Source organism: Herminiimonas glaciei (assembly GCF_042664955.1).
Lineage (GTDB): Bacteria > Pseudomonadota > Gammaproteobacteria > Burkholderiales > Burkholderiaceae_D > Oxalicibacterium > Oxalicibacterium glaciei.
On the sequence record NZ_JBHTBU010000002.1, the window covers coordinates 416,497 to 441,932 of the forward strand.

The window sequence follows — 25,436 nt, forward strand, 5'->3', positions numbered from 1 at the left end:
GATGCCAAAAAACAAAATGTAGATGGTCAGTTTTGACCTGTGCTGACTTTCTCGGACTGCTTAATCGTAATCAAACATACCTATAAAGGGGACAAGCATGAAGACTAGCCGTAGAACATTTCTGAAAACAGTTGCCACTTCCGCCGGTGCCGGCACACTCGCTTATGGCCTTGCGCCGTTTGCCATGGCTGCGGATCCGATCAAGATCGGGATCCTGATGCCCGGTTCAAAACTGGACCATGGCTGGATGGAATCGGCATACAACGGCATCAAGCGTGCCGAAGCGCGTTACGGCAGCAAGGTAAAAATTTCATTTATTGAAAACGTGAAGTTCGGTGACATGGAACAAGTGCTGGTGTCGCTGGCTTCCAAAAACGACTTGGTGATCGGTGCTGCCGGCCAGACCCAGGCATCGGTGCTCAAGGTCGCACAACGTTTTCCCAAAGTAAAATTTTCTATCGTCGGCCCCACCGGTACTCCAACCAGTAATGTCGCGCAATACGACGTGCTCCAGGCACAGATCGGTTTTATCGCAGGTGCGGTCGCCGCGATGTCGTCGAAGAACGGTGCGGTCAGCTATGTCGGTGGTGCCGAAATCCCGGCCATCGTTAACACCGGCAAGGAATTCGGTAATGGTGCGCGTTACGTCAAACCTGATATCAAATACTTTGAAACTTACACCGGTGACTTTGATGATGTCACCAAAGCCAAAGAGGCGACACTGGCCGCCATCGGGCAGGGCGCGGATGTGCACTACAACATCCTGAACCTCGGTGTACGTGGCATGGAGCAGGCGGCGCGCGACAAAAATACCAGGATGATCGGCAGCTACACCAATTATTGCGCTGATAAAAACCCGCTGTACCTGGCGTATACCGTGAGCGGCATCGGGTTCATGCTGGAGTATGCAATCGACCAAATGGTCGCGGGGACCTGGAAGCCTGAGTACAAGCCATTCGGACTTGCAATGGGTCCGCAATCGGCGGGCATAGAAGTGTGCGGTGGCATGACGCCGCAAATGCAGGCCAAGGTTAAGGAAATACAGGACGCGCTGCTAGCCGGCAAAATCAAAGTCCGGGTGGGATAAAACCATGGCGATCCTGGAAATTGCGGGCGTTACGAAACGCTTTGGTTCGCATTTGGTCCTGAATGATATTTCCCTCAACGTCGAAGCCGGCGAAGTGCATTGCCTGCTGGGTGAGAACGGTGCAGGGAAGTCGACCTTATGCAATCTGATCTTTGGTGTGCATCGGCCGGATGCCGGCCTTATTAAATATGACGGTGGCGAATTCCGTCCTAGTGGACCGGCGCATGCGCTTGAGCTGGGAATCGCAATGGTGCACCAGCACTTCAGCCTGGTTTCCAATATGTCGGTGGTGGAAAACCTGATGCTGGGGCGGGCGCAAGCCATCCTCAAACAGGATTTCATTATCCGGCGCATGCAGGAGCTGGCGGATGAATATGATTTGAAGATTGATCCGCATTGCATCGTCGGCGACCTGTCGGTGGGCGAGCGGCAACGCATTGAAATCATTAAATGCCTGTTGAGCAATCCTCGCCTGTTATTGCTGGATGAACCTACTGCCGTATTGCCGCCGGAAGAAGTTGATTCGCTCCTGACGGTTTGCCGCAAGGTGGCGGAAAGCGGTCGTGGCGTGATCCTGGTCACACACAAGCTGGCGGAAATTGCCAAGGTTGCCGATCGCACCAGCGTCCTGCGCCAGGGACGGATTGTGGAAAGCGTTTGTATGGAAGGAGCCGACATGCATGCGCTGGTGCGTTCCATGGTGGGTCGTGACGTCAAGTCCGGTGACTCCGTACTCGCTGCAACGCTGGGCATACTGAGCGAGGCAGATCAGGATGCAGCGAACGCTACGCCAGTGGCCGCCGCGGTTGTCAACAGCCGTTCACTTGGCTTGCCGGCCCTGCAGTTACAGGGACTGTCATTCCAGGACAAGGATGGCGTCACACGCCTGAGCGACGTGCATCTGTCGGTCGCACGGGGTGAGATCGTCGGCATCGCAGGCGTCGAAGGCAATGGCCAAAGCGAGCTCGGTGCCATCATCGCGGGCTTGCTGACACCGACCGGCGGTGCGATGAAGATAGGTGAACAAGACCTGACCGGCAGTTCAGCCCAGGACATCACCGATGCCGGTGCCGGCATCATTCCGGAAGACCGGCATGCCGTTGCATGTATCTCGGAACTCAGCGTTGCTGAAAATTTATTCCTCGGTTCACTGGAAAAATTCTCCCGCTTCGGTTTGCTCGACCGGGAAAAAATGGCGAAGCAGGCGGCGACCATGATGAGCGAGTTCGACGTGCGTGCCACCAGTCCCAATGCGCCGATGTCCAGCCTGTCCGGCGGCAACCAGCAAAAAGCGGTGCTGGCCCGGGAACTATCGCTGGATCCTTTGATATTCCTGTTGGCGGCACAGCCCACACGCGGCCTGGATGTCGGTGCGGTGGAAGCGGTTTTCAATCGCATTCGTACCGCAGCGAGTAATGGCCTGGGTGTCTTGCTGATTTCCAGCGACCTGAATGAATTGATTGCAGTGTCCGACCGTGTGGCGGTTTTGTATCGCGGGGCTATCGTCGGCGAATTGCCGGCGGATCCGGCCAATCGCGAAAAAATCGGCGCCATGATGTCCGGCCATTTGCACTAGGAGAATAAAGCATGACGAACAAATCCGCTCTTTGGAGCGAGGGGAATAGCCCTTTCAGTTTTAAATTTCATTTGCCCTTGAAAGTCATCGTGCCGGTATTGGCAACCGTGGTCGCCCTGTTGCTGGGCGTAGTACTGATTGCCTGCACCGATAGTTCCGTGAGCGAAGCGATAGAAGCGTTTTGGGATGGCATGGTAGGGAGTGAATACAACATAGGCGCTTCCATCAACCGTTCCATCAGCCTCGGTTTGGTAGGCCTCGGATTTATCTTTGCCAATCGCGCCAACCTGACGAATGTCGGCGGGGAAGGGCAGATCGCAATAGGCGGCATGCTGGCCACGGCGATGGCTTTGCATGGTGCCGGTAACCTGCCTTTCGGCTTGGCTTTCATCCTGCCAATGCTGGCCGGAACCCTGGGCGGTGCCTTATGGGGTGGCCTGGCGGGTGCGCTTAAATCATGGCGCGGCATTAATGAAGTCATCAGCACATTGCTGCTGACCTTCATTGCATTGCCCCTGGTGTATTGGTCGGTGGAATCGGTGCACCTGCTGCGCAAGCCGATGACACAGGTATCTGCTTTGCCGGAATCGATGATTATTCCGGATGCGACCAAGCTGCCTATGCTGTTCCCGTCCAATCCGATGTCGCCCTTGCATATCGGCCTCATCCTCGCCGTGATTGCGGTGATCGCGGTCGGCATCGTACTGAGCCGCACCCCTTTCGGTTTGAAATTGCGCGCGGTCGGACTGAACCAGATGGCTTCGCGCCGTGCCGGTATGCGCTCCGGCTTCCTGGTGGTATTGGCGATGGCAATTGCCGGCGGCTTCGGTGGACTGGCCGGTGCCATCATGATCCAGGGCCAACAGTACTACCTCACCAGCGATTTTTCTTCCGGTTACGGTTTTGACGGCCTGGTTGTGGGCTTGCTTTCACGTGGTTCAGCCTGGGGTGTCGTCGTCGGTGCCTTGCTATTCGGTTTCCTGCGCTCCGGCAGTATCGCGATGGAAATCATGGCACATGTACCGGCTGCGGTGGTGTTGATTAGTCAGGGGCTGATCGTGATTGCGATTGCCGGCTCTGCGATTTTTATGGATAGGAAGGCATCATGAGCGAAGATCAATTGGCAGTATTCCTTGGCTCCGGCCTGCGCCTGGCGATGCCTATCATCCTGGCCGGCATGGGCGAGCTGGTGAGCCAGCGCGCCGGCGTATTGAACCTGAGCCTGGACGGGATGATGTTGACGGCCGCCTTTGCCGCCGCATGGGCTTCGTGGGTAACCGGCAGTCCGGTGATCGGCGTCCTGGTTGGCGTCATGGCATGCCTGATCGTAGCTTTCTTCCAGGCCATCCTGAGTGTCACCCTGCGCGCGAACCAACTGGTGGTGGGCATAGGTTTCAATATCCTGGCGCTGGGGGCGACGACTTTCCTCTATCGGGAAATTTTCGGTCCGCTGTCACGTGACACCATTCCGGGTTTTGCCAAGCTGCATATTCCCGGCCTGAGTGAAATCCCGGTCATCGGTCCCGCACTGTTCCAGCAAACCGGCCTCGCATACATCGGCCTGATTATGGTGGTGGTGACCTGGGCCATGTTGAAGTACACGTCGTTTGGCCTGGCGGTGCGTGCAGTGGGTGAAGATCCGCGCGCTGCCGACAAGGCTGGTATCAACGTGAAACTTATCCGCTATCTGGGCGTGCTGTATGCCGGCACACTGGCCGGCCTGGGAGGTGCATTTATGTCGATTGCAGATAGCAATACTTTCACCGAGGGCATGACACGCGGTGCCGGTTACCTCGCTATTACCGCAGTGATCTTTGGTGGCTGGGCGCCATGGAAAACACTGGGTGCCTGCTTGTTGTTTGGCTTCGCTACCGCGTTGCAATTCCTGGCGCCGGCAATGAACCTGAACATTCCGGTGGCATCCCTGCTGATGCTTCCTTATGTACTGGCATTGTTTGCGATTGCAGGGTTTGTCGGCAAGGGCCGCCAGCCCTCCGGCCTGACCCTTGCATTCGAGCGTGGGCGCTAGCGGGACATGCTTAGGCTTGTATAAAAATTTATAAAAAATAACTTTATCGAAGGAGGATGTATGAATGCGAAGAATGCGCAAGCTGTAAGAAATGAGAATGCGGAAACCGGATTGAACCGTATCGGTTCAGTGCGGGCCCATAACCACTGGATGGTGAACGCAGAGCATGTGGATCTGATCGGTACGCCGGTGCATCCGGCACCGATCACGATTCAATCCGATCCGCAGACCGTGACCTTTGATGCACATCGGACGGCCCTGGTGGTCATCGATATGCAAAATGATTTCTGTGCGAAAGACGGCTGGGTCGATCACCTGGGTGTGGATTACACACCTTGTCGCCAGCCGATAGAACCATTGAAGAAGTTGCTGCCGGTATTGCGTGATGCCAATGTGCCTATCATCTGGGTGAACTGGGGCAATCGCCCGGACCTGCTGAATATGCCGCCTAACCAGCACCATTTGTATAAGCCTAAAGGCAGCGGGATCGGCCTTGGTGAGCAACTGCCGAAGCGTGTCGCCAACGTGCTGGAGAAAGACAGCTGGGCTGCGGCGGTAGTGGATGAACTGGAAATACATCCACAGGATATTTGCGTCGATAAATATCGTATCAGCGGATTCTGGGATACGCCGCTCGACAGCATCCTGCGCAATATGGATATCAAGACCCTGATGTTTGCAGGCGTGAATACCGATCAGTGCGTACTGTGCTCATTGCAGGATGCCAACTTCCTCGGTTATGCCTGCGTCATGGTGGAAGATTGCTGCGCCACGACTTCACCGGAATTCTGTACGCAGAATGCCGTATTCAATGTGAAGAAGTGCTTCGGCTTCGTCTCCGACAGCGACAAGATTATCGCCGGCTTCAAAAACAAATAACCGGCAGGCTGAATTTCCTGTCTCTCTTTTTCCTTTATAAGTTGAGTTTGCTCATGCGTACGGTATCCCAATTGCTGATGTTGAAAAACAAAAGCCTGTGCAGTACATGTTCACGTACGCCCTTGATAGACGCCCTGAAAATTATGGCTGTACATGACGTGGGTGCGATGGTTGTAATTGATGAAGGCAAGCTGGTCGGCATTCTGTCCGAACGGGATTATGCCCGCAAGGTTGCACTTGCCAACAAGAGTTCTACGGATATCTGCGTCGGTGACATCATGACCAGCCGGGTGACGACCGTGAGCAAGGAGCACACGGTGGAAGAGTGCATGACCCTGATGTCGGATGGAAATTTCCGCCATCTTCCGGTGACAGAGAAAGGCTTTGTCATCGGCGTGATTTCGATAGGGGACCTGGTGAAAGAAGTGATTTCTACCCAGGAAGAGACGATCCAGTATCTCAAGACCTATATCCATAGCTGAGCGTAGTGACGCCCGATAGTGGCGGAATGAAGATAGTTGTTTGATGCAAGCCCTATGGTGATCGCAATGCCGGAAGTATCTGCTGATGCGATCACCATTGTTTTTTTCGCCCGGGTCAGATATAAGACAGTTGAAACAATGGGCAAGCCGTGCCATTGAATGAGATGTGTCCTATGTTTAATCCGCACTCCAGCCATTATTGTACAAAGCTTTCTACAGCTTGAATTCATTTGTGCAAAAACGGAGGAGATGGCAATGATCAAACAAATTGGGGTAATGGTCATCAGTGCGGCACTGATGACGCCTGTGCTGGCGCAGGCGGAAGGTGCTTATATTGGCTTCAATGCCGGACGTGCCAATCAGAAAGTCAATGTAAGTGGCGATGACGGAGATGGTTCGGTGAAGGATAACGCTACCGGCTACAAGTTATATGGCGGCTACGAATTCAATCAGTATTTCGGTGTACAGGGCGGCTATATTGATTTGGGAAAAGGAAAAATCGCTTATGCCGATAGTGATGTGCAAGGCAATTTTAGTAGCAAAGTAAGGTCGCTTTATATTGCCGCGACAGCCACCTTGCCCATCAATGAGCAGTTTGCGCTATTTGCCAAATTGGGTGTGTCGCGAAATCGCGTCAAGATAGTGGATGTTTACACGGATGCCGGAGTGGCTGGATATATCTCTGAGTCGGAAACCCGTACGACGCCGCTGATCGGTATTGGTGCTGCTTACAATTTTTCAAAGAAGCTGGCCGCTGTGCTCGAGTATGAAAATTTCGGCAAAGTCGCTAAAGACGATGGTGTCAATCTGAAAGCAAACCTGTTCTCTGTCGGTCTGCGTTACAAGTTTTAATGCTGTTTGACTTAAAAAAGGCCAGCTCTCATCGTGACGAAAATTTGCAAGGTATCAGTGCGTAATTCCTAACGTGGCCAGAAACAGTCAAAAAAAAGCCAGCTTGCAGCTGGCTTTTTATATTTACGCTTTGACGTTGGCAGCGATGTGGGCGAGGGCCTCTTCGACCTGATCGACCAGGATCAGGCATAAATCGCCTGCTTCCAGTTTCGCCAGGGCGGTATCGATGGCGATGAATTCACCCTGGATTTCCTGCGTGAAGCGGGTGCGTTTCGCGTTGCTCAGGCCGTCACGCAGCAAGGCCAATACTTCACCATCGGCACGGCCGCGCTGGCATTGGTCTTCATAGAGGATCACATCGTCGAACGCATCGCCGAGGATCTGGGTCTGGCGACGCAAATCTTCGTCACGACGATCGCCGGCACCGCTGATAACTACCATGCGGCGCTTGGCCGGCATGCCTTCCACGGCACGGGTCAGGGCTTCAATCGCGTCCGGATTGTGGCCGTAATCGGCGATAACGGTTGCACCTTTGTGCGAAAAAATATTGAAGCGACCTGGTGTGGAGCTGGCGCTGTTTTCAAAAGTGCGCAAGCCTTCCAGCACCACGTTCCAGTCGAGGCCAAGGCCCCATGCGGCACCGATTGCCGCCATCGCGTTTTCAACCTGGAAGCCGACAGTACCGTTATGGGTAATTGGAATGTCGGAGAGCTGGATGCGGTGTTCGAACTTGCCTTCGGACAGTACGATCGCATTGCTATCCTGGAACAGGACGCGGTGACCCTGTGCGCGATGCGTAGCGAGTACGGCATGGTTACTGTCTTGTGCAAAGAAGGTCACGCTGCCCGGGCAGCTGTTGGCCATGTTTGCAACCATAGGATCGGCAGCATTCAGCACCGCCGTACCGTTAGGTGCGACGTTTTGTACGATCACGCGTTTGACGACGGCGAGGTCTTCCACCGTCGAGATGAAATTCAGGCCAAGGTGATCGCCGACGCCGATGTTGGTGACAACTGCAACGTTGCAACGATCAAAGCCGAGGCCTTCGCGCAAGACGCCGCCACGTGCAGTTTCGAGTACGGCAGCATCGACGTCCGGATGCATCAGTACATTGCGTGCGCTGCGTGGGCCGCTGCAATCGCCGGTGTCGATGCGTTTGTTTTCGATATACACGCCGTCGGTGCTGGTCATGCCGACACGGTATTTATTACCTTGCAAGATGTGCGCGATCAGGCGGACGGTGGTGGTCTTGCCATTGGTGCCGGCTACCGCGACGACCGGGATGCGGCCATCGTCACCTTCGTCAAACATGGTGGAGATAATTGCTTCGCCGACCGGACGGCCTTTGCCGAACGATGGTTTGATGTGCATGCGCAAACCAGGCGCGGCATTGACTTCAACCACGCCGCCGCCTTGTTCTTCCAGTGTCTTGAGCACGCTTTCGCATACCAGGTCGATACCGCAGATATCCAGGCCTATCATTTGCGCCGCTTCTACTGCGCGTGCTGCAAGGTCGGGATGGACATCGTCGGTGACATCGGTAGCGGTGCCACCGGTACTGAGGTTGGCATTGTTGCGCAAGACAACCTGTACGCCTTTAGGCGGTACGCTTTCCAGCGTGTAGTTGATCTTTGCCAGGGTTGCCAGCGTCAGGTTGTCGACCTTGATTTTGGTCAGCGGGCTGGCATGGCCATCACCGCGCAGTGGATCGAGGTTAACCTGGTCGATCAGCTGGCGTATGGTTTGTACACCGTCGCCGAGGACTTCCGGCGGTGCGCGACGCGCAGCAGCGATCAATTGTTTGCCGACTACCAGCAGGCGGTAATCGTGGCCGGGCAGATAGCGTTCGACCACGACATCACTGCAAATTTCGTAGGCAACCGCAAAAGCGGTTTTAACTTCTTCTTCCGTCTTCATATTGACGGCAACACCTTTGCCCTGGTTGCCATCGCGTGGTTTGATGACGACCGGTGCACCGATATCGAGGGCGGCTTGCCATGCTTCTTCTGCGGTCGTGACCGAAGCTCCGTCAGGTACCGGCACGCCGGCAGCGGCGAGCAAGACCTTGGTCATTTCCTTGTCTTGTGCAATCGACTCAGCAATAGCGCTGGTGAAACCGGTTTCTGCCGCCTGGATACGTTTCTGACGGCTGCCCCAGCCGAATTGCACCATGCTGCCTTCGGTCATGCGGCGGAATGGAATGCCGCGTGCGACTGCAGCATCGACGATGGAGCCGGTGCTGGGTCCGAGGCGGATGTCTTCATCGAGTTCCCGCAAGCTGGCCAGTGCGGTTGCGAGGTCGAAAGGCGTATCTTCGGTCGCGGCGCGACACAGGTTTTGCGCCAGTTCGAACGCGAGGCGGCCGACGGCTTCTTCGGTGTATTCGACGACTACCTGGTAAATACCAGGCTCAACGGTTTGGATGGTGCGGCTGAAAGTGACCGGGCAGCCAGCCTGCGCTTGCAGGCCAATGGCGGCGCTTTCCAGTACGTGTGCCATCGAGAATGTGGTTTCGGCCGGTTCCAGGAATTTGATTTCCGGAAAGCGTGCACGCAAACGGTCTTCGAAACCAGGAATTGCAAGTATGGTTTGTTCGATTCCATTGCAGGACACAATGGCTTCGATCGACGTATGTCGGCTCCACAGGTTGGGGCCGCGCAAGGCGCGAACGCGTGATATTTCCATGAGCATCTTCCTTCTTGGCGCAACGGTTCTCTTTTTGCCGCTAGCCGGTGCTTTATCGATTAACGCATCGAGATAGACTGCGTTGGTCTCTTTATTTTCGTGATGTGCGTATACTGAGCTCATGATTTTCAGGCCCTGATGTTAGCATCTGTTGATTCAAATGTTTCTATCCCGGCCTTCATCAAATCAGGGCTAATGCCCAAGGCCCATGCTGCTGCAATTGCTGCCAAGCTGTTTTCGATACTGAGGTCGGCACGCTCTTGCGCTGCGCTGACCAATACTTCTTCCTTGCCCGTTGCCAGTACGATATTGCCGTCACGTACGAATACGCTGCGGCCTCCTTCGGCCTGGTGCGCGACGATGACAGGTGTCGCTGGTGAAGCTGCAAAGAAAATCACGCTGCCATCGCACAACGAGGCAAATTCCGCGACGCGGGCATCGGCTGCATTGAGTACGGCGACGCCGTCCGGCAATACGATATCGACCTGGGTGCGGGCGACCTTGGTCATCTGGTCCGCGTCTTCGATGTAGTACTCAGGCAGTTTGTCGGCAGGGTCGATATTCGTTACCACGCCAACCTGGCACCAGTCATAAGCGATGCCTTCGGACAGGATTGCCTTGCTGCTGTTTTCAAACACGGCTGCTTCGACCATGCGATTGAGCAAAACCTGGCGGGTGGCCTGCCAGTTGTCGCTCTTTTTCTGCTGGACGTGACGTTGATGCAGGAACAAGCCGTCGCGGCATGCGAGGCCGACGTACTTGCCTTGCAAGTGCAGCAGCCATGCGATCAGGCGCGAGACCACGGTGCTGCCGTGCGAGCCGGTTACGCCGACGATAGGAATGCGGCCGTTTTGATCTTCCGCAAACAGATGATCGACGATTGCACGTCCGACCGGACGCGCCGGGCCGTCAGCTGGTTTCAGGTGCATCAGCAAACCAGGGCCGGCATTGACTTCAACAATGGCGCCACCTTGTTCTTCCAGTGGACGGGAAATATCTTCCGCCACCAGGTCGACACCGGCGATATCCAGGCCGACGATGCGTGCAGCCAATGAGGCGGCCGCGGCAACGCTAGGATGTACCTGGTCGGTAACGTCGAACGCGACATTGCCGTTACGTTGTACCAGGATCTTTTCACCGGCGGGCGGAATGGATTCGGTGGTGTAACCCTGGCGCGCCAATTCCAGCAAGACGACGCGTGGATCATCCGCTTCATCGATCAGGATCAGGTTCAGCGGGCAGTCTTCACTGCTGCCGCGACGCGGATCGCTGTTGAGCTGGCTATTGATCAGGGCGGAAATATTCGACACGCCATCGGCGACGACCGAGGCTTCTTCGCCGCGTGCCGCCGCGACCAGGCGGCCACCGATGATCAGCAAGCGGTGTTCATTGCCGCGCACAAAGCGCTCGACGATGACGTCGCTGCTTTCTTGCTCGGCCAGCAGGAAGGCGGCTTCTATATCTTTTTGGTTATTCAGGTTGGTCGAGACGCCGCGGCCATGGTTGCCGTCCAGCGGTTTGATGACAACCGGCAAACCTATGCTTTCAGCAGCATCCCAGGCATCGGCGACGCTATTGACGATGCGGCCTTCCGGAACCGGTACGCCACAGGATTGCAGCAAGGTTTTTGTTAACTCTTTGTCACTGGAAATGGTTTCTGCGATGGCGCTGGTCTGGTCGGTTTCCGCCGTCCAGATGCGGCGCTGGCGTGCACCGTAGCCAAGTTGCACCAGATTGCCTTCGTTCAGGCGCATCGACGGAATGCGTCTATCGGTCGCGGCATCGACGATACAGCCGGTGCTTGGTCCCAGGGCAACTGATTCCAGGATGTCGCGCAAATTGTCGACCGCGCCTTTGACGTCAAACGGTTTATCCTGGATCGCTGCCATGACCAGGTCACGCGCGGCAACCAGGGCGGCGCGGCTGACTTCTTCGTGGCGGGCGCGGACGACTACCTTGTACACACCGCGTTTTGATGTTTCACGCGCTTTGCCGAAACCGCTTTGCATGCCGGCCAGGTTTTGCAGCTCGATCATCACATGTTCCATGATGTGGCCGGGCCAGGTGCCTTCACGCAGGCGCATCAAAAAACCGCCATGTACGCCGACGCCGCAGTGATGTTCGACCAAGCTAGGCAACCAGGCGGTCAGCCGCTCATAGAAGCCGGGGATAGTGTTGGAAGGAAAGTCTTCCAGTTCACCAATATCAACCCATGCCTCCAGCACTGGACGATAAGTCCAGATATTTGGTCCGCGTAAACTTAGCACATCGATAATATCGATGGTTTTGTTGTTCATTTGTAATGGAAAGTGTGTAGGGGGAAAGCCAAAACTCAGTGGCTAAAATAGCTGTAACGCGCTCGCGGTTCTTTGGTTTACTTATTTAGTGATTATATTTTTGATGCGCGGGAATACGACAAACAAGTCGGGTGCGTTTGGATATACTGGCCGCCAATTTGAGACAAAACCATATATTCTGGTCGCAAGTTCACGAATATTCGTTCTTTACGGAAAAACCCTCCCAGTTTTGATGAAAACCACCTCTTCACTGCCAGCAAAAAATGCCCTCCCTGCGACATGGCAGGATGTTAACGTCCGTTTGGGCAAGGATGAAATCATACTCGCTCACCTCGAGCTTGATCTTGATTTAAGTCTACATTTTGTGTCTGGCATTGTAATTCTTACAAATTTACAACTGTTGTCACGTTCGCATGGCGAATCGACCTGGCAAGCCTGGCCTTTGCGCGCCGACCTGGCGCTGAAACACCATGACCACGCCGGGGTCGGCACGCTGGAATTGCACGATACCAACGCCCGTCTGGCGCAATGGCGTTACACGCTGGCGCAGAATCCGCAAGCCTTGCAGCTCATTACCGAATTCGAACAGCAACGCCATGCGATTGCGACCGGCGTCGCGCAGCTCAGGCCGGAACCAGAAGAAGTCCAAGATGACGATGACGCCGAGGACGGCAACGCAGCGGAAGAGCAACCGCCATCAACGGCATCGCTGTTCCGCTTATGGCGTTTCGCCAAACCGTATCGCGGTCAGTTATTGCTGGGTTTCATCCTGACGCTGGCGTCGACCGCGGCGACCCTCGTTCCACCGTATATGACGATGCCTTTGATGGACAACGTTTTGATTCCATATCAAAACGGTGTGCCTATCGACAAAGGCCTGGTCGCGCTCTATCTCGGCGGCTTGTTCGGCTCGGCCTTGTTTGCCTGGGGTTTGGGCTGGGCGCGGACCTATATCCTCGCATTGGTGAGTGAGCGCATCGGCGCAGATTTGCGCACGACCACTTATGAACATTTGCTGCGGCTATCACTCGAGTACTTTGGCGGTAAACGTACCGGTGACCTGATGACGCGTATCGGTTCCGAGACCGATCGTATTTGCGTGTTCCTGTCGCTGCATTTGCTGGATTTTTTCACCGACGTCCTGATGATCGTCATGACGGCGGCCATCCTGATTTCGATCAATCCCTGGCTGGCCTTGGTGACCCTGTTGCCGCTGCCTTTCATCGCGTGGATGATCCATGTGGTGCGCGACAAACTGCGCAATGGCTTTGAAAAAGTGGACCGCATCTGGTCGCAGGTGACCAATGTGCTGGCCGATACGATACCGGGCATCCGCGTGGTGAAAGCATTCGCGCAGGAAAAACGCGAAGCCGCACGTTTCCGCGAAGCGAATAATCACAACCTGGTCGTCAATGATCGCGTCAACAAAGTCTGGTCACTGTTTTCGCCTACCGTCACTTTCCTGACGGAAATTGGTTTGCTGGTGGTGTGGGCACTGGGTATCTGGCAAGTATCGCAAGGCATGATCACCGTCGGTGTGCTGACAGCATTCCTTGCATACATCAGCCGCTTTTACACGCGCCTGGATTCAATGAGCCGTATCGTATCCGTCACGCAAAAAGCAGCGACCGGCGCCAAGCGTATTTTCGATATCCTGGATCATGTATCCAGCGTGCCCGAAGCAAGCAATCCGGTGCACCTCGAAAACGTAAAAGGCAAAATCACAATCAAGGATATCGGTTTCCGTTATGGTAATCGTGCCGTGATACGCGGCCTCGACCTGACGATCAATCCGGGTGAGATGATAGGCCTGGTCGGCCATAGCGGTTCGGGCAAGAGCACACTGGTCAATCTGATTTGCCGTTTCTACGATGTATCGGCCGGTGCAATCATGGTCGACGGCGTAGATGTGCGTTCGATCCCGATCCCGGAGTATCGCCGTAACATCGGCCTGGTCTTGCAGGAACCTTTCCTCTTCTTCGGCACCATTGCAGACAATATCGCTTACGGTAAGCCGGATGCGAGCCGTGAAGACATCATTGCGGCGGCACGTGCCGCGCATGCGCACGAATTCATCCTGCGCCTGCCGCATGGTTACGATTCGATGGTGGGTGAGCGCGGACAGACTTTGTCCGGTGGTGAGCGCCAGCGTATTTCGATTGCCCGTGCCCTGCTGATCGACCCGCATATCCTGATCCTGGATGAAGCGACCTCATCGGTGGATACAACGACAGAACGTGAAATCCAGAAGGCGCTTGATAACCTCGTGCGTGGTCGTACCACGATTGCCATTGCGCACCGCTTGTCGACATTGCGTCGCGCCGATCGCATCGTCGTGATGGATAGAGGGCAGATCGTCGAAGTCGGTTCGCATGATGAATTATTGCAGCGTGAAGGCGCGTACTACAAGTTGTATCAGGCGCAACAGCGGCAGGCGGAAGATATGCTGGAAGATGGAATCAAAGCCGGGGAGGTCGCATGAGCAATTTTCAATTAACGCGTAACGCCTTCGGCAAACTGATTTATTCTGCGCCGGGCGAGGAAGTGCAGGAGGGTGTAGTACCGGTACGTTCTTTTCCTATCGCCGCACCTGATATCGGTATTGCCATCGTCAGTCCGGACGGACATGAGCTGGCATGGATAGAGAAATTGAGCGACCTGCCTGATGCAACGCGTCTCTTGCTGGAAGAAGAATTGGCGAGTCGTGAATTCTTGCCGGAGATCAAGCAGATCAAGCGCGTCTCGGTATTTGCTTCGCCTAGCACCTGGACACTGGCAACCAATCGCGGTGATGCCACGCTGGTGTTGAAGGGTGAAGAAGATATCCGTCGCATCGGTGAATCGGCATTGATCATTGCCGATACACATGGCATCCAGTTCCTGATTCGTGATTTGAATAAACTGGACAAGGCCAGTCGTAAATTGCTGGATAGATTCTTATAATCTGATGCGCGCCCGGGGGGGGCGCATCACTGCTGAGGAGCAATGTTGATGTCCGAGCGTCCGCAAAATCGTCTGCCAGCAGTACTGCAAAACCTGGCCTTGCCGGTCATCGGTGCGCCGATGTTCATCGCCAGTGGTCCGGCGCTGGTCAAGGCGCAATGCAAGGCCGGCATAGTCGGTGCCTTTCCAGCCCTGAATGCACGGCCGCCTGAATTGCTGGATGCGTGGCTGACTGAAATCCAGGCCGATCTGGCGGCTTACAAAGCGGCCCATCCTGATGCCATCGTCGGACCGATCGCCGTCAATCAAATCGTGCACCAATCAAATGACCGCCTCGCGCATGATGTCGAAGTCTGCGTTCGACATCGTGTACCCATCATCATTTCATCTCTGCGTGCACCACCAAAAGAAATGATGGATGCGATCCACAGCTATGGCGGCATCGTCCTGCACGATGTGATTTCGATACGCCATGCACAGAAAGCACTGGAAGCCGGCGTCGATGGCTTGATCCTGGTTGCTGCAGGTGCGGGTGGCCATGCCGGTACCTTGTCACCATTTGTACTGGTGGGCGAAGTGCGCAAATTCTTCGCGGGACCGATAGCCCTGTCCGGCGCGATTGCGACCGGTGATGCGGTGCTGGCAGCGCAGGCAATGGGGGCTGATTTCGCCTACATAGGTTCACGCTGGCTGGCAACGAAGGAATCGAATGTCGATGATGCCTACCGCGAAGCGATAGTCAGCTCGGCTGCGGCCGATGTGGTTTATACCAATTTGTTTACAGGTGTGCATGGCAACTACCTGAAAAAATCCATCATCAATGCCGGGCTGGATCCGGACAACCTGCCGCAGGCTGACAAGACGGTGATGAATTTCGGTTCCGGCAGCGGCAGCAAGATCAAGGCTTGGCGCGATATCTGGGGCGCCGGCCAGGGCGTTGGCCTGATCGACGAAGTCGCCAGCGTGGCAGATATCGTCCAGCGCATGAGCGCCGAATACGCCGCCGCAAAAAAACGTTTGCAGATATAAAAAAAGCCCTCATCCAGGATGAGGGCTTTGTCGCTTAGCGGCAAGGATTACACACCAAAGCGTGCGCCTGCACCCAGCAAGGTCGCAACACCGAGTATTGCAAAAATGGCCGCGGCGATCCGGTGCACGATTTTCACAGGCATGCGGTCGGCAATCTTGTCACCGAAATAGACCGCCGGTGCATTCGCCAACATCATGCCGAAAGTCGTACCAGCCACTACCCACACGAAGGAATGGAATTGCGCCGCCAGTGCAACGGTCGCGACTTGCGTCTTGTCGCCCATTTCCGCCAGGAAGAAGGCGATCAGCGTGGTCATGAACACACCGTACTTCGCCAGCTTGGTATCGTCTTCATCGAGTTTGTCGGGGATCAGCGTCCAGCCTGCCATCAAGATGAACGACACACCCAATACCCAGCGCAATACTTCCGGCCCGAGCATGGTCGTGATCCAGGTGCCGATGGCGGCAGCGAATGCGTGATTGGCGATGGTCGCAACGAAGATCGCCAAAACAATAGGCAAGGGTCTGCGGAATTTTGCTGCGAGGAGGAAGGCAAGTAATTGCGTTTTATCGCCGATTTCAGCGAGGGCAACGATGCCGGTAGAAACGAAGAATGCTTCCATATTGGGTATGACTTTCTCGGGCCGGACGAATAACCAAAGACCAAACGACGACCCCGGCCCATGCGGTCGTCACTTGATCAATGGTCTCGCCAAGTCTTGCGACTATCTGCACCATGGCATGCGTGCCAAGAGTGTTGATGCAGATCCCCTTGTTGCCAAAGGCCGGCTACTCCCCAATGTTCAGGCGTAATGATAGCAGAATCGCGCGCCGTGGTTTTATCTTTTGCCGCCGGGCATGCCTATTTGTCATCGGTGGGGAATTATCGCGCCGTATAAGGTTCCTACCTTGGTAACAGTTGAAAACGCAGTGGAACAACAAAAACCTGATGACAGGGGTTGTCGGATTGCAATCAAGGAGGAAGCATGAGCAAGCAGATTTCAGTCAATACCAAGCGCCCCACAGAAACAAAGGGAAAAGACCAGAAAGATTTAAAGCTGCCGCATGAAACGGATGAGTCATTCGATAGCCAGGCCAGCGCGCCGCGCAAAGTCATCCATCAGGCCTTCGAAGATATTGAGGAGGGGCAGATGGATACGGATCGCAGGGGTATGCCCGGGGTCGAAGAAGTGCAGCGCAAGCGCGCCGGACAATCAGTGCAAAAAGATATCCCGGCGTCTTCAAGGACGCCGCCCAGTACACCAAAGAAATGAGTGTGTATGAATGCAAACAGCCCTCGCAAATACGAGGGCTGTTTGCATTTGACGTGTACTTGGGCTGTGCTTAATCGCTGATCGGGACGCTGCCGGCAATCGATGAGCGGCTACCGGCGACTGCCTGGTTGCTGCTGCCGTGGTAAGCGAAGGCAAGTGAAGTTTTGACCGATGGCGTGGTGTTGACACCTGCGGCATGGAACAGCTTGCTATGGAAAAACACGACATCTCCCTGGTGCAGGTCGACGGGTACGCCTTGTGCAAACAGGGTTTCATTCGGCGCATGGTCAGGGCGCAGGAAATCCAGGTCATCCAATTGCGCGCGCGTAATATCAAGGCGATGCGAACCAGGGATGAACTTCAAGCCGCCGTTCGCCGCGATTTCATCGCCCAATGCGAGCCACACGCAAATCAGGTCGGGTTGGGTAAACGACCAGTAGCGGATATCGCGGTGCCAGCCGGTCGCCGTGCCGAATTGCGGATGCTTGGTCATCACTGAATTGTGATGTGCCAGCGTCAGGTAAACCTGTTCGCCGAACAGTTGTTTGAGCTTGTCAACGATGCGCGGATCGCGCGCCCAGTCATGGAAGCACGGATCGCGATGATAAGCGCCACGCAAGCGTCGCACGGTACGGCCGCCTTCTGCATCCAGTGATGACGGGGCGCCCGGATAGCCGAGCTCGGCTTCATACTCCAATGGTTGTTGCGCTTCTTGTAGCTGCCTCCGCGCCACGGCCAGCATGTGTTCACACGCGGCCGGTTCCAGCAACTTCCGGAAAACCAGATAACCGTCTTTTTCGAATTGTGCAATCTGTGCGCCGGAAAGTGCCGTGTCCATTGGTGTAATTTGCTCCTTGCTCATTTCGGGTGTAGGGAATATTGATGCAGTGTAGCGCTTTGCCGACTTCATTGCAGGTGGGCAAATGACGTAGATCAAAAATGCTGCAAATTTAAGGTCGACGCTTTGCAGTTGATCCTATAAGCCGCTGGGCTGGTAGTGATTGCCTGCTGCATTCCATTTTTCGACATGCCACTTCCAGTTGATGCGGCCTATGACATTGCCCTCCGCATCCAGGCCTTCGACCGGTCCGTGGAATACGGCGAACATCACGCCGCCATCCGGGCTGACCGGCTGGTGTATCGCACCTTCGTTTTCCCACAGATAGCAGCCGGTGGTAAATGGGCGTTCGGGTTCGTCGTGATAATAAAAACCGCCTTCAATCATATAGCCTTCGACTGCACCGACATGCCTATGGATAGGCGCGACTGCGCCGGCTTCAAATCGGATGAGCAGCGTGAAGTGTCCGGTTGCCGCATTTGCGTGCAACAGTTTGAAGTGTGCACCCGGCATCGCCCATGGCAACCATTCCATGTCTTGCGGATGGCAGGTGAACAAAGTTGCATCTGCTGCGGGTGTTTGCTTCTGTGTACTCATGGTGTTCTTTGCCAATTGCATTTACGTATAATGAAAAAATTCCAACAAGTCCTGCCGCCATGACCCGCATCTGCCCGAAGTGCTCGTATGTCCGCAAACCCGGCGATGAAGCCCCCGAATGGCAATGTCCGTCGTGCCAGGTTGCCTATATCAAGGCATCCGGCGAACCGGTGGCAAGCAATCATGGTCGCTATGGTACGCCTGCTGCAAAAAACCGGAATAAATCTTCCGGTTTCCTGAAATGGGTGCTGGTGTTGGCCATGCTGGGTGTGGCGTTCTTCCTCGGCAAACCGTTATGGTCGGGTAAGCAGGCACCGACGGCAGTGGTTTCCAGCGTACAGCCGGAAGTGACATTGTATGCCACCGAATGGTGTGGCTATTGTGCCGCCACTCGTAAACTGTTTGAAGAAAAAGGCATCGCTTATACCGAGCTTGATGTCGAAAAAACCAGTGCCGGTTATGAAGGCCACAAAAAACTGGGTGGCAACGGGGTACCGCTGATCGTGATTGGCGACGAGGTCATACGCGGTTTTGATGAAAGGGCTTTGCAGAAGAGCCTTAAACCCTGGTTCAAATAATCCTGATTGAAATATGAAAGGTGCATATGCGCAAAACTAAACTTCCATCCGGTACCGCCGTACCTGTTCTTGGCCAGGGCACCTGGTATATGGGTGATGAAGCACATCGCCGGGCCGATGAGATTGCCAGCCTGCGCCTGGGCCTGGATCTCGGTATGACCCTGATCGATACGGCAGAAATGTATGGCGATGGCGCATCGGAAAAACTGGTCGGCGAAGCAATTGCCGGCCGTCGTGATGAAGTCTTCCTGGTCAGCAAGGTATTGCCGAGCAATGCGTCGCGTAGCGCTACCATCGCTGCATGCGAACGCAGTCTGCGGCGCCTCGGTACCGATTGCATTGACTTATATCTGCTGCATTGGCGTGGTCGTACACCGTTCGCGGAAACTATCGCCGCCTTTGAAGCCTTGCAGGATGCCGGCAAGATCCGTCACTGGGGTGTGAGCAATATGGACGTTGACGATATGCGCGAAATTGCACGGGCACCGGGTGGCGATGCGATGGCGACCAACCAGGTTTTGTATAACCTGACCCGTCGTGGGATTGAGTTTGATTTGTTGCCACAGGCGCAAGCACGCGCTTTGCCGCTCATGGCTTATTCACCGATCGAGCAAGGACGGCTGACCGAATATCCGGAAGTGCAGGACATCGCGGAGCGACACGGAGTGACGCCGGCGCAAGTGGCGCTGGCCTGGGTTTTGCGACAGGAAGGTGTGATTGCTATTCCTAAAGCATCGACGCCTGCGCACGTACGGGAAAATCGTGCCGCGCTCGACCTGCAGTTAACAGCTGAAGACCTCGAAGAGCTGGACGATATGTTCCCGCCGCCGGATGGACCGGAATCGCTGGAAATGATTTGATATCGGTTTTATTCGGGTACTTCGCTGCAGTCTTCCAGCGCACCACGCAGTAAATCAAATGCAGCCCGCTGGAATTCTTCGGCCTGGCTGCATTTCATCTTCAGGCGCAGTGTGACGATATCGCCATACTGCGCATCAAGCACGCTGACCCCTTGTTGTTCACAATAGCGACGGAAAGTCGATTCATCGGCGAACTGCAAGGCATAACGTCGTTCACACATTGCTTCGACCGGGATCAATTCGGCGTTCTTGACCGCTTCCGAAATTGCCTGTCCGTATGCACGCGTCAGACCGCCTGCACCCAGCTTCATGCCACCCCAGTAACGCACTACCACCGCCAGTACATTGAAGACATCCTTGTGGACCAGGACGTTGTACATCGGGCGCGCCGCCGTGCCTGAGGGTTCGCCGTCGTCATCCAGGCCGGAGTCGCCATCACACATCAGGACCCAGCAAAAATGCACTGCATTCGGGTGTTCAGCGCGCAATTCGGCCAGCTTCACGCGCGCTTCCGCCCGTGTCGTAAGCGGGTAGAGCAGGCCGATGAAGCGGCTTTTCTTGATTTCTATTTCGGCGCTGGCCGGTGCAACTAGCTGGTACATGGTCGATTGAAAAACTGCAGAACAGCGATGATAAGCGACTAAGGGGCGCAGCGGCTATCCCCATGTCGCCGAGCCGTTTGCGCCCGTAAACCCATATTTATGGGATGGGATATGTTGCCGTACGGATATAACATCAAGGCGTCGGGAGTCATCCGGCCAGATGATTTTCTGCTTCGCCCCGGTGCGCAAGCCATGCCCGGCCCCGGAAATTTCCCCCTATATGCATCGCCAGCCAGACGGATCCTCTCGTATTTCAGACAGAGGCGGATGGCGTTCCTGTTCAATTTATCGAAAGTCGCTTCATTATGAAAAATCTGAAAATCGGTCAACGCCTGACCCTGAGCTTCGGTAGTGTGGTTGCAGTACTCATCATCCTGGCAGTGATCGCCTTCACTCGGCTGGACAAGCTGGACGCAGCGATAGGCATGGTCAGCAATGATCGCTATCCGAAGACTGTCAACGCCCACATCATCAAGGACACACTGAATGAAACGGCGCGCAATATGCGCAACGCCCTGTTGATGACCGATACCGCGCAGATCAAGGGCGAGCTGGATACCATCGCGCAAGGTTCGGTCACGATAGGCGAAGCACTGGATAAACTGGATCGAACGATCAAAAGCGAAAAAGGACGCACCTACATCAAGGCACTGACCGATGCGCGCAGCCGGTTCACGCCGGCCAAGGACAAATTCGTCACACTGATTGCGCAAGGGATGCGGGCGGAAGCGCAGATATTGCTGTTTGCCGAAGTGCGTCCGGCCCAGTTGGAATACATGGCAGGCCTGGACCGGCTGGTCGAATACCAAAGCAATTTGATGCACAAGGCGGGCGAAGACGCGCATGAGGTTTCTGCCAGCGCGCAACAACTGGTGGGCATCCTGTCTGTCCTTGCCGTGATCATCAGTGCTTTCCTCGGCTTCCTTGCGACGCGCAGCATCACCCGTCCGTTGGGCCAGGCGGTGGGATTGGCGCGCAAGGTAGCGGATGGTGACCTGACCGGTACGATCGTCGTGACTTCCAGGGATGAAACCGGCCAACTCTTGCAAGCGCTGCAGGATATGAATAACGGCCTGGTGCGTATCGTCACGCAGGTGCGCATGGGTACCGATACCATCGCCACCGCTTCCAGCCAGATTGCGACTGGTAACCTCGACTTGTCATCGCGCACCGAGGAACAGGCCAGTTCGCTGGAAGAAACCGCATCGTCGATGGAAGAGCTGACTTCCACGGTCAAACAGAATGCCGATAACGCACGGCAATCGAACCAGCTGGCGTTAACGGCTTCGGAAGTCGCGGTGCGGGGTGGTGCCGTGGTATCGCAAGTAGTAGACACCATGGGTTCGATTAATGAGTCCGCCAACAAGATCGTCGACATCATCGGGGTCATTGATGGCATTGCCTTCCAGACCAATATCCTGGCCTTGAATGCGGCTGTCGAAGCCGCGCGTGCCGGCGAACAGGGCCGTGGCTTCGCGGTGGTGGCATCGGAAGTACGTAACCTTGCACAGCGCTCGGCGAGTGCGGCGAAAGAGATCAAGACCCTGATTGATGATTCGGTGGAGAAGGTAAACAACGGGTCACGCCTGGTCCATGATGCCGGTACCACGATGGCGGAAGTGGTCGAAAGCGTTCGGCGCGTGACTGACATCATGGGTGAAATCACCGCAGCGAGCCAGGAACAGACCGACGGCATAGAGCAAATTAACCAGGCCGTGATGCAGATGGATCAGGTCACGCAGCAAAATGCGGCGTTGGTGGAAGAAGCTGCGGCGGCAGCCGAGTCATTGCAGGACCAGGCGAATAACCTGTCGCAGGTGGTGAGCGTATTCAAACTCGATGCGAATGCAGTTGCGTTGGCACCGACGAACCGCGTGAGCACGCCGCCCAGTCGTCCCCTTGGCAAGCCAAACGCGCAACAGACACGTGCTGCCAATGTTGATAAACAGATTGTTCGCCAGCGGGCCAGTGTTGCGGCTGGTGACGGTGATGAGTGGGAGCAGTTCTGACACGGGATAAGCGAAACATAAAAAACATCCAATAAAAAACCAGTCCGCGGACTGGTTTTTTATTGCGGCAGTATTTGCCTGCGTTGGCATTACCAGCGCAACACGCGCGGCCCTATGATTACTCCGATGACGCTGGGAATCAGGATGCCGATCAGGTACCAGAAGCCTATAAACGGCGCGGCGATTTCCGGGCAATGGAATGAATACACCAGTGTTGCCGCGGTGCCTGCCGCAAAGCCGGCACCGGCACCGGCCAGCCGCAGGCGGGTAGGAGCCAGCTGGCGCATGACTTTCAGGATTGCGACCAAGATAGGCAGGGACAGGATGGCGATAAGCCACGAGCAATAGTGCCAGGTATCACCCCAGAACAAATAGGCGCGTTGTTCGGGCGCGGCCTTCATCATCGATATCCCTGCAATAATCCATATCAATAGTATCGGTAGTGCAATCAGCCACGGCAGTTTCTTGATCCGGGCGCCCGGAGCGGACAGGCGGGTGACCGCCAGCCAGCCGCTTGCAGCAAGTGCGAGGACAAAAGCCATTTTGATCCAGAACGCCGGCAGCATTGCCAGTGCACCCAGGTTAGGACGCAAACCGAGGACCACCAACATCAGGATGATGCTGAGCAGCAGGCCACCGGCAATCATCACGGCGAATTGCAGCACCGGTAGCTTGGGTGCTGAAACATCCGGCCCGCTGGCCAGCATATTAATCAAATCATCTGTTTTCATCTTCATTCCGTAGTTTCATCGCCAGGGTCTTCAGGCCGCGATGCACTGCGACTTTGACGGATGCTTCCGATATCTTCAGTGCGTTGGCCGTTTCGCGTACCGACCAGCCCTCCAGTTTGGTATGCATGATGGCGGCGCGCTGCTGTTCCGGTAACAGGTCGAGCACCTTGCTCAAATCGCGTTGCGCCTCATGGGCGTCACTATCGGCTGTGGAAAATAATTCATTTTCATCATCCAGCGGATCGTTCAGCATTTCCCGCCTGGTATGGCGGCGCAACCAGTCAATCAGTTTGTACCTTGCGATTGCATAAACCCATGCAGTCAGGGGCGCATCGACCTCATATGTCATGCGCTGGTTATGTATTGCCAACAGCGATTCCTGTACCAGGTCTTCCACTTCATCCGGCCAGCGGCTGAGGCGTCGTCGCAGGAAGGCGCGCAAATAGCTTGCCGTTAACTGCAGGAAATTGCGATAGGCGGCTTCATCACCCGCCAACCCTTGCACGAATAGCGCATGCAAGCGCAACTCGCCCAGTTCATTGCGATCCGGCTTCTCTCTATTAGTTATTCGTTGCATCGGGGCTTTCGGTAACACGATATGCAAAATAAATTTCGCAAAGAATAAATTTAATTCATTTTTCTTGTAACCAAATTCGTTTTCAGTGCGAACTACCTTTTACATCATCACTGTAATGGATCAGTTTATGAAACCGCCAGCCCTGACTATCTTCGCTTCTGCTGCCTGCATTGCGCTACCGGCGTATGCAGGAACGGCTTGTGAAGTCAAAAGCGGAGCGACGACAGCCGCGCTGGTAGAACTTTACACTAGTGAAGGTTGTTCGAGTTGTCCTCCTGCTGACAAGCAACTGGGTCAATTGAGTCGTCAGTCTGGTGCGCAAGCCGTGGTAGTGCCATTGGCGCTGCATGTCAGTTACTGGGATGCGATAGGTTGGAAAGATCCTTATGCGCAAAAGACATTTGACCTGCGCCAAAGTGCATTATTGGCCAATCGCAAGAATCATATCGTGTACACCCCGCAGTTTTTCGTCAATGGTAATGAGTTGCGTGCATGGCGTAGTGATTTGCCTGCAGCGATCAGGGCGATCAATAGCAAGCCCGCAGCGCTCGACATGCAATTAAAAATGACCGCCACTGGCGGCAATGTCCTTACCTTGACGGCTGACGTGCTTGCACGTGAGCAGAAAGCGACAGGTGCGCTGTATGTTGCGCTCACCGAGAATGCGTTGACATCAGCGGTATCACGGGGAGAGAACAGTGGCGTCACACTCAGGCATGAACATGTCGTAAGGGCCTGGTTCGGTCCCCTACCTTTGGTGCAGGGTGGCGCCAGCTGGCAGCAGCGCATCGCGTTGCCGGCCGAATGGCGGCGCGAGCAGCTGCAGGCTGTGGCCTTCGTGCAGGATGCGCGCGACGGGAGTGTCCTGCAGGCAGTGAGTACGGCATCGTGTAATCAGCGGGGAGAACTATGATGGCCGGCGATCATGCAACGATACATCCGGTGTGGCTGCGAGTGTCGCACTGGATTAATGCCATCGCTGTCCTGTTGCTGATTACCAGCGGCTGGCGCATCTATAACGCATCCCCATTCTTTGATTTTTCTTTTCCGGCAGATCTGACTCTGGGCGGTTGGCTGGGAGGTGCCTTGCAATGGCATTTCTTTGCCATGTGGCTGTTGTTCGTCAACGGCATAGTCTATCTCGCCATCAATCTGTTTTCCGGGCGCATGCGTCGTCAGTTCTTTCCGATCTCGCCACGTGCATTTTTACAGGACATGGCGGCAGCACTGAAAGGCAAATTGGCCCATGCCGATCCACGCAAGTACAACACCGTGCAAAAAGTGGCTTATCTGTTTGTGGTCGCTGATTTGATCCTGATCGTGCTGTCCGGCCTGGTGCTGTGGAAGTCGGTGCAATTTCCCTTGCTGCGTGATTTGTTGGGCGGCTACGAAGCGGCACGTCGCGTGCACTTCTTTGCGATGTCGGCATTGTTTGGTTTTGTGGTCGTACATCTGGTGATGGTGGCACTGGTGCCACGTACCTTGGTCGCGATGATACGCGGCCGTTGAAC

At 55.2% G+C, this 25,436-nt stretch carries 24 protein-coding genes and 1 riboswitch; of the genes, 16 read left to right on the forward strand and 8 right to left on the reverse strand.

The window, feature by feature from the left end; translation table 11 throughout:
• The first annotated feature begins 97 nt into the window (after nucleotides 1–97).
• The 7 genes from ACFQPC_RS12800 to ACFQPC_RS12830 all read left to right on the forward strand — a co-directional run bounded on the left by ACFQPC_RS12800 (nucleotide 98) and on the right by ACFQPC_RS12830 (nucleotide 6,905).
• Entirely contained in the window at nucleotides 98–1,087 is a 990-nt protein-coding gene (locus ACFQPC_RS12800; RefSeq protein WP_382272314.1) for a BMP family protein, read from the forward strand.
• 4 nt (nucleotides 1,088–1,091) lie between these two features.
• Nucleotides 1,092–2,663, forward strand: a complete 1,572-nt coding sequence (locus tag ACFQPC_RS12805; protein ID WP_382272315.1) for an ABC transporter ATP-binding protein — start codon at nucleotides 1,092–1,094, stop codon at nucleotides 2,661–2,663.
• Between the two features lie 11 nt (nucleotides 2,664–2,674).
• On the forward strand, nucleotides 2,675–3,772 hold the full coding sequence (locus tag ACFQPC_RS12810; protein WP_382272316.1) for an ABC transporter permease: 1,098 nt from the start codon (nucleotides 2,675–2,677) through the stop codon (nucleotides 3,770–3,772).
• Complete coding sequence (locus ACFQPC_RS12815) at nucleotides 3,769–4,692, forward strand: ABC transporter permease (protein WP_012081398.1); 924 nt, start codon at nucleotides 3,769–3,771, stop codon at nucleotides 4,690–4,692. Before ACFQPC_RS12810 ends, ACFQPC_RS12815 begins: the two co-directional genes overlap by 4 nt.
• A 60-nt stretch (nucleotides 4,693–4,752) precedes the next feature.
• Nucleotides 4,753–5,571 carry a cysteine hydrolase family protein gene (locus ACFQPC_RS12820; RefSeq protein WP_382272317.1) on the forward strand — a complete coding sequence of 273 codons (819 nt, stop codon included), beginning with the start codon at nucleotides 4,753–4,755 and terminating at the stop codon, nucleotides 5,569–5,571.
• 53 nt (nucleotides 5,572–5,624) lie between these two features.
• Nucleotides 5,625–6,053, forward strand: a complete 429-nt coding sequence (locus ACFQPC_RS12825) for a CBS domain-containing protein (protein ID WP_012081396.1) — start codon at nucleotides 5,625–5,627, stop codon at nucleotides 6,051–6,053.
• Between the two features lie 249 nt (nucleotides 6,054–6,302).
• Entirely contained in the window at nucleotides 6,303–6,905 is a 603-nt protein-coding gene (locus ACFQPC_RS12830; protein ID WP_382272318.1) for an outer membrane beta-barrel protein, read from the forward strand.
• A 123-nt stretch (nucleotides 6,906–7,028) separates the two neighbouring features.
• Here the strand turns inward: ACFQPC_RS12830 and cphA are convergent, their stop codons facing one another.
• Nucleotides 7,029–9,590 carry a cyanophycin synthetase gene (gene cphA, locus ACFQPC_RS12835; RefSeq protein WP_382272319.1) on the reverse strand — a complete coding sequence of 854 codons (2,562 nt, stop codon included), beginning with the start codon at nucleotides 9,588–9,590 and terminating at the stop codon, nucleotides 7,029–7,031.
• Between the two features lie 128 nt (nucleotides 9,591–9,718).
• Nucleotides 9,719–11,887: a cyanophycin synthetase gene (locus ACFQPC_RS12840; protein ID WP_382272320.1), complete on the reverse strand. Its 2,169-nt coding sequence runs from the start codon at nucleotides 11,885–11,887 to the stop codon at nucleotides 9,719–9,721.
• Between the two features lie 232 nt (nucleotides 11,888–12,119).
• Between ACFQPC_RS12840 and ACFQPC_RS12845 the strand changes: the two genes are divergently transcribed.
• Genes ACFQPC_RS12845 through ACFQPC_RS12855 form a run of 3 tightly spaced genes read left to right on the forward strand, consistent with a single transcriptional unit; the run spans nucleotide 12,120 to nucleotide 15,859 of the window.
• A complete protein-coding gene (locus ACFQPC_RS12845; protein WP_465261805.1) occupies nucleotides 12,120–14,369 on the forward strand; it encodes a cyanophycin metabolism-associated ABC transporter in 2,250 nt (749 codons plus the stop codon).
• Nucleotides 14,366–14,830, forward strand: coding sequence for a cyanophycin metabolism-associated DUF1854 family protein (locus tag ACFQPC_RS12850; protein WP_382272322.1), 465 nt, complete (start codon nucleotides 14,366–14,368; stop codon nucleotides 14,828–14,830). Before ACFQPC_RS12845 ends, ACFQPC_RS12850 begins: the two co-directional genes overlap by 4 nt.
• A 48-nt stretch (nucleotides 14,831–14,878) precedes the next feature.
• Nucleotides 14,879–15,859, forward strand: a complete 981-nt coding sequence (locus tag ACFQPC_RS12855; protein ID WP_382272323.1) for an NAD(P)H-dependent flavin oxidoreductase — start codon at nucleotides 14,879–14,881, stop codon at nucleotides 15,857–15,859.
• A 47-nt stretch (nucleotides 15,860–15,906) separates the two neighbouring features.
• Here the strand turns inward: ACFQPC_RS12855 and ACFQPC_RS12860 are convergent, their stop codons facing one another.
• Entirely contained in the window at nucleotides 15,907–16,482 is a 576-nt protein-coding gene (locus ACFQPC_RS12860) for a TMEM165/GDT1 family protein (RefSeq protein WP_382272324.1), read from the reverse strand.
• A gap of 19 nt (nucleotides 16,483–16,501) precedes the next feature.
• A riboswitch (yybP-ykoY riboswitch) is annotated at nucleotides 16,502–16,669 on the reverse strand.
• A 176-nt stretch (nucleotides 16,670–16,845) separates the two neighbouring features.
• Here ACFQPC_RS12860 and ACFQPC_RS12865 point away from each other — a divergent pair.
• Nucleotides 16,846–17,133 (forward strand): hypothetical protein, encoded by a 288-nt coding sequence (locus ACFQPC_RS12865; protein WP_382272325.1) that lies wholly within the window; start codon nucleotides 16,846–16,848, stop codon nucleotides 17,131–17,133.
• Between the two features lie 70 nt (nucleotides 17,134–17,203).
• On the opposite strand, the gene ACFQPC_RS12870 is transcribed toward ACFQPC_RS12865, so the two are convergent.
• Nucleotides 17,204–17,971, reverse strand: a complete 768-nt coding sequence (locus ACFQPC_RS12870; protein WP_382272326.1) for a phytanoyl-CoA dioxygenase family protein — start codon at nucleotides 17,969–17,971, stop codon at nucleotides 17,204–17,206.
• Between the two features lie 138 nt (nucleotides 17,972–18,109).
• Nucleotides 18,110–18,568, reverse strand: coding sequence for a 2,4'-dihydroxyacetophenone dioxygenase family protein (locus ACFQPC_RS12875; RefSeq protein ID WP_382272327.1), 459 nt, complete (start codon nucleotides 18,566–18,568; stop codon nucleotides 18,110–18,112).
• A 59-nt stretch (nucleotides 18,569–18,627) separates the two neighbouring features.
• Here ACFQPC_RS12875 and ACFQPC_RS12880 point away from each other — a divergent pair, with 59 nt between their 5' ends.
• Both ACFQPC_RS12880 and ACFQPC_RS12885 read left to right on the forward strand, forming a co-directional pair.
• Nucleotides 18,628–19,146, forward strand: a complete 519-nt coding sequence (locus tag ACFQPC_RS12880; protein ID WP_382272328.1) for a glutaredoxin family protein — start codon at nucleotides 18,628–18,630, stop codon at nucleotides 19,144–19,146.
• Nucleotides 19,147–19,172: 26 nt separating this feature from the next.
• A complete protein-coding gene (locus tag ACFQPC_RS12885) occupies nucleotides 19,173–20,006 on the forward strand; it encodes an aldo/keto reductase (protein ID WP_382272329.1) in 834 nt (277 codons plus the stop codon).
• Nucleotides 20,007–20,014: 8 nt separating this feature from the next.
• Here ACFQPC_RS12885 and ACFQPC_RS12890 read toward each other — a convergent pair whose 3' ends face one another.
• The gene (locus tag ACFQPC_RS12890; protein WP_382272330.1) at nucleotides 20,015–20,608 is read right to left on the reverse strand and encodes an IMPACT family protein; all 594 of its coding nucleotides are present in this window, start codon (nucleotides 20,606–20,608) and stop codon (nucleotides 20,015–20,017) included.
• Between the two features lie 305 nt (nucleotides 20,609–20,913).
• On the opposite strand from ACFQPC_RS12890, the gene ACFQPC_RS12895 reads away from it, so the two are divergent.
• Entirely contained in the window at nucleotides 20,914–22,617 is a 1,704-nt protein-coding gene (locus ACFQPC_RS12895; protein ID WP_382272331.1) for a methyl-accepting chemotaxis protein, read from the forward strand.
• An 89-nt stretch (nucleotides 22,618–22,706) separates the two neighbouring features.
• Here the strand turns inward: ACFQPC_RS12895 and ACFQPC_RS12900 are convergent, their stop codons facing one another.
• Both ACFQPC_RS12900 and ACFQPC_RS12905 read right to left on the reverse strand, forming a co-directional pair.
• Nucleotides 22,707–23,348 (reverse strand): NrsF family protein, encoded by a 642-nt coding sequence (locus tag ACFQPC_RS12900; RefSeq protein ID WP_382272332.1) that lies wholly within the window; start codon nucleotides 23,346–23,348, stop codon nucleotides 22,707–22,709.
• Nucleotides 23,335–23,925: a sigma-70 family RNA polymerase sigma factor gene (locus ACFQPC_RS12905; protein WP_382272333.1), complete on the reverse strand. Its 591-nt coding sequence runs from the start codon at nucleotides 23,923–23,925 to the stop codon at nucleotides 23,335–23,337. Before ACFQPC_RS12905 ends, ACFQPC_RS12900 begins: the two co-directional genes overlap by 14 nt.
• A gap of 127 nt (nucleotides 23,926–24,052) precedes the next feature.
• Between ACFQPC_RS12905 and ACFQPC_RS12910 the strand changes: the two genes are divergently transcribed.
• The gene (locus tag ACFQPC_RS12910; protein ID WP_382272334.1) at nucleotides 24,053–24,838 is read left to right on the forward strand and encodes a DUF1223 domain-containing protein; all 786 of its coding nucleotides are present in this window, start codon (nucleotides 24,053–24,055) and stop codon (nucleotides 24,836–24,838) included.
• Entirely contained in the window at nucleotides 24,838–25,434 is a 597-nt protein-coding gene (locus ACFQPC_RS12915; protein ID WP_382272938.1) for a cytochrome b/b6 domain-containing protein, read from the forward strand. The genes ACFQPC_RS12910 and ACFQPC_RS12915 overlap by 1 nt, the downstream gene beginning before the upstream one ends.
• Nucleotides 25,435–25,436 lie beyond the last annotated feature (2 nt).

Excerpts from the sequence above, each read along its gene's own strand:
- ACFQPC_RS12800 (WP_382272314.1), top strand. The coding sequence starts at position 98 with ATGAAGACTAGCCGTAGAACATTTCTGAAAACAGTTGCCACTTCCGCC.
- ACFQPC_RS12805 (WP_382272315.1), top strand. The coding sequence starts at position 1,092 with ATGGCGATCCTGGAAATTGCGGGCGTTACGAAACGCTTTGGTTCGCAT.
- ACFQPC_RS12810 (WP_382272316.1), top strand. The coding sequence starts at position 2,675 with ATGACGAACAAATCCGCTCTTTGGAGCGAGGGGAATAGCCCTTTCAGT.
- ACFQPC_RS12815 (WP_012081398.1), top strand. The coding sequence starts at position 3,769 with ATGAGCGAAGATCAATTGGCAGTATTCCTTGGCTCCGGCCTGCGCCTG.
- ACFQPC_RS12820 (WP_382272317.1), top strand. The coding sequence starts at position 4,753 with ATGAATGCGAAGAATGCGCAAGCTGTAAGAAATGAGAATGCGGAAACC.
- ACFQPC_RS12825 (WP_012081396.1), top strand. The coding sequence starts at position 5,625 with ATGCGTACGGTATCCCAATTGCTGATGTTGAAAAACAAAAGCCTGTGC.
- ACFQPC_RS12830 (WP_382272318.1), top strand. The coding sequence starts at position 6,303 with ATGGCAATGATCAAACAAATTGGGGTAATGGTCATCAGTGCGGCACTG.
- cphA (WP_382272319.1), bottom strand. The coding sequence starts at position 9,590 with ATGGAAATATCACGCGTTCGCGCCTTGCGCGGCCCCAACCTGTGGAGC.
- ACFQPC_RS12840 (WP_382272320.1), bottom strand. The coding sequence starts at position 11,887 with ATGAACAACAAAACCATCGATATTATCGATGTGCTAAGTTTACGCGGA.
- ACFQPC_RS12845 (WP_465261805.1), top strand. The coding sequence starts at position 12,120 with ATGAAAACCACCTCTTCACTGCCAGCAAAAAATGCCCTCCCTGCGACA.
- ACFQPC_RS12850 (WP_382272322.1), top strand. The coding sequence starts at position 14,366 with ATGAGCAATTTTCAATTAACGCGTAACGCCTTCGGCAAACTGATTTAT.
- ACFQPC_RS12855 (WP_382272323.1), top strand. The coding sequence starts at position 14,879 with ATGTCCGAGCGTCCGCAAAATCGTCTGCCAGCAGTACTGCAAAACCTG.
- ACFQPC_RS12860 (WP_382272324.1), bottom strand. The coding sequence starts at position 16,482 with ATGGAAGCATTCTTCGTTTCTACCGGCATCGTTGCCCTCGCTGAAATC.
- ACFQPC_RS12865 (WP_382272325.1), top strand. The coding sequence starts at position 16,846 with ATGAGCAAGCAGATTTCAGTCAATACCAAGCGCCCCACAGAAACAAAG.
- ACFQPC_RS12870 (WP_382272326.1), bottom strand. The coding sequence starts at position 17,971 with ATGGACACGGCACTTTCCGGCGCACAGATTGCACAATTCGAAAAAGAC.
- ACFQPC_RS12875 (WP_382272327.1), bottom strand. The coding sequence starts at position 18,568 with ATGAGTACACAGAAGCAAACACCCGCAGCAGATGCAACTTTGTTCACC.
- ACFQPC_RS12880 (WP_382272328.1), top strand. The coding sequence starts at position 18,628 with ATGACCCGCATCTGCCCGAAGTGCTCGTATGTCCGCAAACCCGGCGAT.
- ACFQPC_RS12885 (WP_382272329.1), top strand. The coding sequence starts at position 19,173 with ATGCGCAAAACTAAACTTCCATCCGGTACCGCCGTACCTGTTCTTGGC.
- ACFQPC_RS12890 (WP_382272330.1), bottom strand. The coding sequence starts at position 20,608 with ATGTACCAGCTAGTTGCACCGGCCAGCGCCGAAATAGAAATCAAGAAA.
- ACFQPC_RS12895 (WP_382272331.1), top strand. The coding sequence starts at position 20,914 with ATGAAAAATCTGAAAATCGGTCAACGCCTGACCCTGAGCTTCGGTAGT.
- ACFQPC_RS12900 (WP_382272332.1), bottom strand. The coding sequence starts at position 23,348 with ATGAAAACAGATGATTTGATTAATATGCTGGCCAGCGGGCCGGATGTT.
- ACFQPC_RS12905 (WP_382272333.1), bottom strand. The coding sequence starts at position 23,925 with ATGCAACGAATAACTAATAGAGAGAAGCCGGATCGCAATGAACTGGGC.
- ACFQPC_RS12910 (WP_382272334.1), top strand. The coding sequence starts at position 24,053 with ATGAAACCGCCAGCCCTGACTATCTTCGCTTCTGCTGCCTGCATTGCG.
- ACFQPC_RS12915 (WP_382272938.1), top strand. The coding sequence starts at position 24,838 with ATGGCCGGCGATCATGCAACGATACATCCGGTGTGGCTGCGAGTGTCG.